Source organism: Candidatus Dormiibacterota bacterium, assembly GCA_035532835.1.
GTDB lineage: Bacteria > Vulcanimicrobiota > Vulcanimicrobiia > Vulcanimicrobiales > Vulcanimicrobiaceae > DAHUXY01.
Map to the genome: position 1 here is coordinate 1 of DATKQG010000088.1, position 6,843 is coordinate 6,843.

Here is a 6,843-nt window from a genome sequence, read left to right on the forward strand (position 1 = left end):
CGGGTGCGCGCGTGCTGCGGAGCGGACGGCTTGGCCGCCGTTCGCGGAGCCAGATAGTATGAAATAATCGCGCCGTAGGGTTTGTTATCCGCGACGAAGGCGCCGCGGCCCGTTCCCCCATCGGGGCGCGGTACGTATCGATACGCCGGCATCGGCGTGAAGAGTTGGACGCCCTGCGCGGCGGCGTGCGCCAGCCCCTCCAGCGGCGTGATGTCGTCGAGAATGTAAAAACCTCGCCCGTGCGTCCCAAGAATCAGATCGTTCGCATCCGGTTGAATCGCCAGATCGTACACGGGGACGTGATCCATCCCCAACCGCAGATCCAACCAATGCGCGCCCGCGTCGAACGAGGCGAAAACGCCGCGTTCGGTACCGGCAAAGAGCAGCCTCGGTTGCCGCGGGTCTTCACGCACGACGTCGACGTATCCGGAGAGACCGGAAGCAATCGACGTCCAATGCTTGCCGTAGTCGCTGGTAACGTATGCGTACGGGCGCTGGTCGCCGAAACGATGCCGGTCGAAGCACGCGTAGGCGACGCCGGCTTGCGTCGGCGACGCGTGGAGGCACGATACCCACGCATGCTTCGGCAGGCCCGGCACGTTGGCAATCACGTTGGTCCAGTGCGCTCCCCCGTCTCGCGTGATATCGAGATTTCCGTTGTCGGTTCCGGCCCACAGCGTCTGCGCGTCGCGCGCATCTTGCGAGATCGCATAGATCGTGCAGTACGATTCGGAATTCGTGTTGTCGTGCCCGAGCGGGCCGCCGCTAGGGCCGAGCAGCCGCTTGGGGCAAGGTTGGCTCAAGTCGGGGCTGATCGCGGTCCACGTCTGCCCTTCGTCCGTGGTTTTAAACAGCACGTTCGCGCCAAAATACACCACGTTGGGATCGTGGTGCGAGATGAGGAGCGGCGCGCTCCAGTTGAAGCGGTAACGGAAACTGCCCACCCCGGTGCCGAAGGTGATCGCCGGTTGGGGCGAGATGTATCGCGCGCTGCCGGTTGCAAGATTGCGCCGCACCAAATCGCCGAAATGCGTATCTTCGTAAATGACGTTCGCATCGCGCGGGTCGGCCATGGCGTACTGCCCGTCGCCCCAATCCGAGATATTCCGCCAGTCGCCGCCGCTTACGCCGGCTTGATTCCACAGACTGCTCGGCCCCCACCATACCTCGTGATCCTGCATCCCGCCCATCACGTGATACGGCAGCGCACGGTCGTAACCGACGCGATAGATTTGCGCGAACGGCATCGTGTTGATGTAGCTCCAGGTCTTCGCAGCGTCGACCGAGAGATCGAATCCCATGTCGCTGCCCAGCAGAAGGCGGCCGCTCTGCGTCGGATCGATCCAGAGATCGTGATTGTCGCCGCCAGCGTCGATGCTCTTGAACGTTTTGCCGCCGTTATTCGAGACCTTGAGCTCGCCCGAAACGACGTAGACGCGCCGCGGGTCATTCGGATCCGCGCGCACCTGCGAGAAATAGAACGGCCGGAAATTCAGGTTGCCGCTCGCGTTCACGAGCTTCCAGTGCGCGCCGCCGTCGTTCGAGCGATAGAGGACGCCATGCTTGGTCGGAACGAGCGCGTAGATCACGTTCGGATGGTGAAAGCTGATGCTGACGCCGACGCGGTTGATCGTACCGCCGGGCAGACCGTTGTGGAGAGCGGGATCGGTGAGTTTCGTCCACGTTCGGCCGCCGTCCGTCGAGCGGTAGAGGCCGCTTCCCACGCCGCCCCCGCGGAACGTCCACGGCCGTCGCAGATAATCGAACGTGCCCGCATAGACGATGCTGGGATCCGCCGGATCGAAGGTAACGTCGCTGCCGCCCGTGGTCGGATTGACGTAGAGCACGCGCGTCCAATGCGCCCCTCCGTCGCTCGTCCGATAGAGGCCACGCTCTCCGCCCGGCGTCCACTCGGGTCCCATCGCCGCGACGATGGCCACGCGCGGATCGGACGGATCGACGGCGATCTTTGCGATGTGTTCGCTGCGGGTCAAGCCGGCTGCACGCCACGTTTTTCCGGCGTCGCGCGAAACGAACACGCCGTCGCCGGGCGAGGCCGTATTGCGCGGAAAACCCTCCCCGGTACCGGCGTAGACGACCCGCGGATCGGACGGCGCCACCGCCAGCGCGCCGATACTGCTCGACGTCCCGGCGTGAAAGATCGCATCGAACGTCATGCCGCCGTCGGTCGAACGGTAGAGACCGCCCGATGCATGACCGAGGTAGATAATGCGCGGGTCTCCCGCGACGCCGGCGACCGTATCGAGCCGGCCGCCCATCACCGCGGGCCCGATCCAACGCCAATGCAGAACGCCCAGATCCCGCGCCGACACGCGCGCCACGCGCTCGCGCGCGACCGGATGCGTCTGCGGCCCGGGCGCAGAGCAAGCGGCAGCGATCAAGACGATCCCCAAAAAGGCGAAACGACGCATGTATACCTCCGACCCCCGGGTATTCCGCCCCGCAAGCCGGATACGCCTGTAGCTGACGCGAAGCGCAGCCCAATGGCAACGCTACGCGTCGGCATCGATGTCGGTGGAACGTTTACGGATCTGGTCGCGCTGGATATCGACACCGGCCGCAGCGATGCGATCAAGGTTCCGAGTACGCCGCGCGCGCCCGAGCGCGGCGTACTCGATGCGCTCGATGCGCTGTTTGCGCGCTTCGATACGCGGCCGCGGATCGAGTACCTCGCGCACGCTACGACGATCGCGACCAACGCGTTGCTCGGCCAAATGTATCTCGAGCTTCCGCGCATCGCGTTTCTCACGACCGCGGGCTTCCGCGACGTCATAGAGATCGGCCGGCAGAACCGCAGCGAAGTCTATAACCTCTCGGTCCAGCGCCCGACGCCGCTGGTCGCTCGCGAGGATCGCATCGGCATCCGCGAGCGGATGGGATACGACGGCCAAGCCATCGAGCCGCTCGACGATGCGGAGATCGCGCGGGCGATCGCGCTCCTGCGCGATCGCGACGTCGCCGCCGTAGCGATCGGTCTGCTCCACGCGTATGCGAACGACGAGCACGAGCGGCGCTTGGCGAACGCCGTCGCGGCGGCGTTTCCGGAACTGCCGGTCACCTGCTCGTCGGTTGCGGACCCCGAGTATCGCGAATACGAACGCTTCTCGACGACCCTGGTCAACGCGGCGCTGCTGCCCATCGTGCAAGCCTATCTCTCGCGCCTCTCGCTCGCGCTACAGGCGCGCGAGATCGATGCCCCGCTGTTCGTGATGCAGAGTAACGGGGGCATGGCGGCAGCCTCGCATCTCGCTGCGCATCCGTTACGGATGATCGAGAGCGGGCCCGCGAGCGGCGTCATCGCCGCCGCGCACCTCGGCCGTACCCGCGGCATCGATCGCGTCCTCTCGTTCGACATGGGCGGCACCACGGCCAAAGCCGGCACGGCGATCGACGGGGGCGTAATCCTCGCCAACGAATTTGAAGCCGCCGGACGAACGCACAGCGGGCGAGCGGTGAAGGGGAGCGGTTATCCCGTTCGTTTCCCGTTTGTCGATCTCGCGGAAGTCAGCGCCGGCGGCGGCACGATCGCCTGGATCGACGATGCCGGGAGCCTGCGCGTCGGCCCGCTATCGGCGGGCGCCGACCCGGGCCCCGCATGTTACGGCAAGAGCGAGCGCGCGACGGTCACGGATGCGAACCTCGTGCTCGGCCGGCTGCCGCAGACCCATCTCGCGGGCGGAACCTTTCCTATCGACGCCGCGCGTTCGCGACGCGCCGTCGCCATGCTGGCGGAGCGCGCAGGCCTCACGCCGGATGCGTGCGCCTACGGCATCGTGCGACTCGTCGATGCCGACATGGCCAAAGTGTTGCGCATCGTCACGGTCGAACGCGGCTTGGATCCGCGCGATTTCACGCTCGTCGCTTTCGGCGGCAATGGCCCTTTGCACGCCTGCGCCGTCGCCGAAGAACTCGGCATCACCCACATCGTCATTCCGTCGCGGCCCGGCGTTTTTTGCGCGGATGGGTTGCTGGTTGCGGACCTGCGCGTCAGCGCGGTCGAACCGCTCCTGCTCACGCTGGAGGGCATCGAAGCCTCCGGCCTTGAGGCACGATTTATCGCGATGGAACGCGCCGCTCACGCGAGCCTGCTCGAACAGGGTGCCGATCCGCACCGCATCGCCTTCTCGCGAACGTACGACGCGCGCTATCGCGGGCAGAGCTTCGAACTCGAGATCGCCGCCGCATCGTCGGTATCCGCAATCGCTTCCGATTTTCACGCCGCCCACGATCGCCGGTACGGCTACAGCGTCTCCGAGGAGTCGATCGAGGTGGTAACGCTTCGGCTCCGCGCAACGGCGACGATGCTCCCGCCCGGCGCGGCAACGCGACCGCCGCTCCCGAGCGAAGCGACCGCTGCAGCGACGATGCGTTCGGCATGGACCGGCAGCGGCTACGAATCCATTCCCGTGTATCAGCGCTCGGCGCTCGGGCTCGGCACCGCGCTCGATGGCCCCGTCCTGGTCGAGCAGGACGATAGTTGCACCTACGTCCCCGGCGGCTGGCATCTGCGCAGCGACGGGGACGCACTCCTCTTGGAGCGACGATGAACGCCGACGATCCGATTACGACGCAAATCATCGCGAGCGCGCTGGTGTACGCGAGCGAAGAGATGGGCATTGCCGTGCGCAATAGCGCCTACTCGCCGAACATCAAAGAGCGCTTGGACCATTCGTGCGCGCTCTTCGACCGTCACGGCCGCCTCATCGCGCAAGCCGAGCACATTCCCGTGCATTTAGGCTCGCTCCCGTGGGGGCTGCGCGCGACGCTCGCGCAGATCGAACGGAGCGGCGAACGCATGGAGTGCGGCGATATGTGGGTCGTCAACGATCCCTACCTCTCGGGCACGCACCTCAACGACGTCACCGTGATTCGGCCGATCGTGCGCGAGGGTGCGCTGATCGGATACGCCGCGAATAAAGCCCATCACACCGACGTTGGCGGCATGGTTCCGGGCTCCATGTCGGCGGATGCGCCGGATCTTTTCGCCGAGGGGCTGATCGTACCGCCGATGCGTTTGGTGCGCGACGATCGCCCGATCGAGCACACGATGGAGATTTTCCGCGCAAACTCGCGAACGCCTCAGGCTCGAACCGGCGATTTGCGGGCGCAGATCGCCGGCAATGCGATCGGCGAACGGCGCGTCTTGGAACTCTACGAACGCTACGGCGAGCCCGTCGTCGAGCGCGCCGTCGCACACGCGCTCGATAATAGCGAACGGCGCATGCGCGCGGCGCTGCGCGGATTGGGAAACGGCACGTATCGCAGCAGCGACGTGATGGAGGATCGGGAAGGGTTCCCAAGCATTCACATCGCGCTCGAAATGACGCTGCGGGACGGTGAGGCGCACTTCGATTACACCGGCACCTCGCCGGAGTTGCCGTTTCCGCTCAATGCCGTGTACGGCGTGACGCTCTCGGGCATCTACTACGCGCTACGCGCCGTAACCGATCCGGCCATTCCCATGAACGAAGGCTGTTTTCGGCCGGTGCGCGTGAGCGTTCCCATCGGCTCGTTACTCAACCCGCGTCGCCCGGCGCCGGTGGCCGGAGGAAACGTCGAGACGAGTACGCGCAACGCCGACGTCGTGCTGCAAGCGCTCGCCCTGGCCGCGCCGGAGCGCGTCCCGGCGTGCAGCGGCGGGACGATGAGCAACGTCATGCTGGGCGGCACGCGCGCGGACGGCAGCGCGTGGTCGTTCTACGAGACCAACGGGTGCGGCATGGGCGCGCGCCCCGACGCCGACGGCATCGACGCCATCCAATGCCATATGACGAACACGCTCAACACGCCGATCGAGGCCATCGAGCGCGACTTTCCGCTGCGCGTAACGCGCTACGAAATCGTTGAGGGAACCGGCGGTAACGGGCGCTATCGGGGCGGTAACGGCCTCGTTCGCGCGCTGGAACTTACCGAAGGACGCGCGCGCGCGACGCTCCTGGCCGAACGCCACACCGTCGCTCCGCCGGGTGCGTTGGGCGGCGGCGCCGGTGCCTGTGGCGCACACGAGCGCGAACGCGCCGGCGGCGAACGGAGTAGCGTACCCGCGAAGACGAGCTTCGCGCTACTGCCCGGCGATCGGATCGTCGTGCGCACGCCCGGCGGCGGCGGCTACGGCCCGCCGCAGAACCATGGCGCGAGCGGCGGCTAAGGCGCGTTTTACCGGCGCGCTCCGATAGGCGCGTTCCGGGCCGGCATCCGGCGGAACGATCTTCATCGTCGCATTCGCCTCAAAGAGTAAGATGCGTCCCCGCGGGTCCAGCGCAAAATCGATGCCCGCATACTCGAGACCCAACGCGCTCGCGATCTCGCGCAAGGCGGCAACGGCCGCGAGGCCCAGCGTGCCGGCCATGTCGTTCAGGAAGGCTCGCTCTTCTTCTCGATAGATCGCCTCGTGCATGAGGTCGGCCGTGAAATAGTGCACTTTCCAATGCGATGCGACCGCCAAGTGCACGGGATAGAGTTCGCCGTCGATCGCGATAACGCGATACTTTCGCACGCGCCCATCCACGCCGCGCGCGTCGAGCGGTTCGATCGCCAGCAGGTTTTCACCGGGGAGGGCGGCGATCGCGGCCGCGATCCCCTCCGCGCTCTCGATGCGCTCGAAATGCTCGCCGGTGTGGAATCCGGGCGACCGCACGAGCGTCGGTAATTCGCACTCCGCTGCAAATCGCTCGCGTGCGATCAGCCGCGTGCGCGGCGCCACGACGCCGGGTATCCGCGCGCACCGTTCGCTCACGTCGACGCGGGCGGTGCGCGCCACGCGTGCCGGCGCGTTCACGACGGGCAGCGTATGCGCGTGCGTCATTGCATTCGCCGCGCGAA

The 6,843-nt window shown here is 66.5% G+C and carries 4 protein-coding genes; 2 read left to right on the forward strand and 2 right to left on the reverse strand.

Features of this window, described 5'->3' with window-relative positions:
• Positions 1 to 2,432: hypothetical protein (locus VMW12_11190; GenBank protein HUZ50279.1), on the reverse strand; the 2,432-nt coding region annotated here is incomplete at its 3' end.
• 72 nt (positions 2,433 to 2,504) lie between these two features.
• Here VMW12_11190 and VMW12_11195 point away from each other — a divergent pair.
• Positions 2,505 to 4,568, forward strand: coding sequence for a hydantoinase/oxoprolinase family protein (locus VMW12_11195; GenBank protein HUZ50280.1), 2,064 nt, complete (start codon positions 2,505 to 2,507; stop codon positions 4,566 to 4,568).
• On the forward strand, positions 4,565 to 6,169 hold the full coding sequence (locus tag VMW12_11200; GenBank protein ID HUZ50281.1) for a hydantoinase B/oxoprolinase family protein: 1,605 nt from the start codon (positions 4,565 to 4,567) through the stop codon (positions 6,167 to 6,169). Before VMW12_11195 ends, VMW12_11200 begins: the two co-directional genes overlap by 4 nt.
• Here the strand turns inward: VMW12_11200 and VMW12_11205 are convergent.
• On the reverse strand, positions 6,083 to 6,843 hold a 761-nt coding region (locus VMW12_11205), incomplete at its 5' end, for a hypothetical protein (GenBank protein ID HUZ50282.1). The genes VMW12_11200 and VMW12_11205 overlap by 87 nt on opposite strands.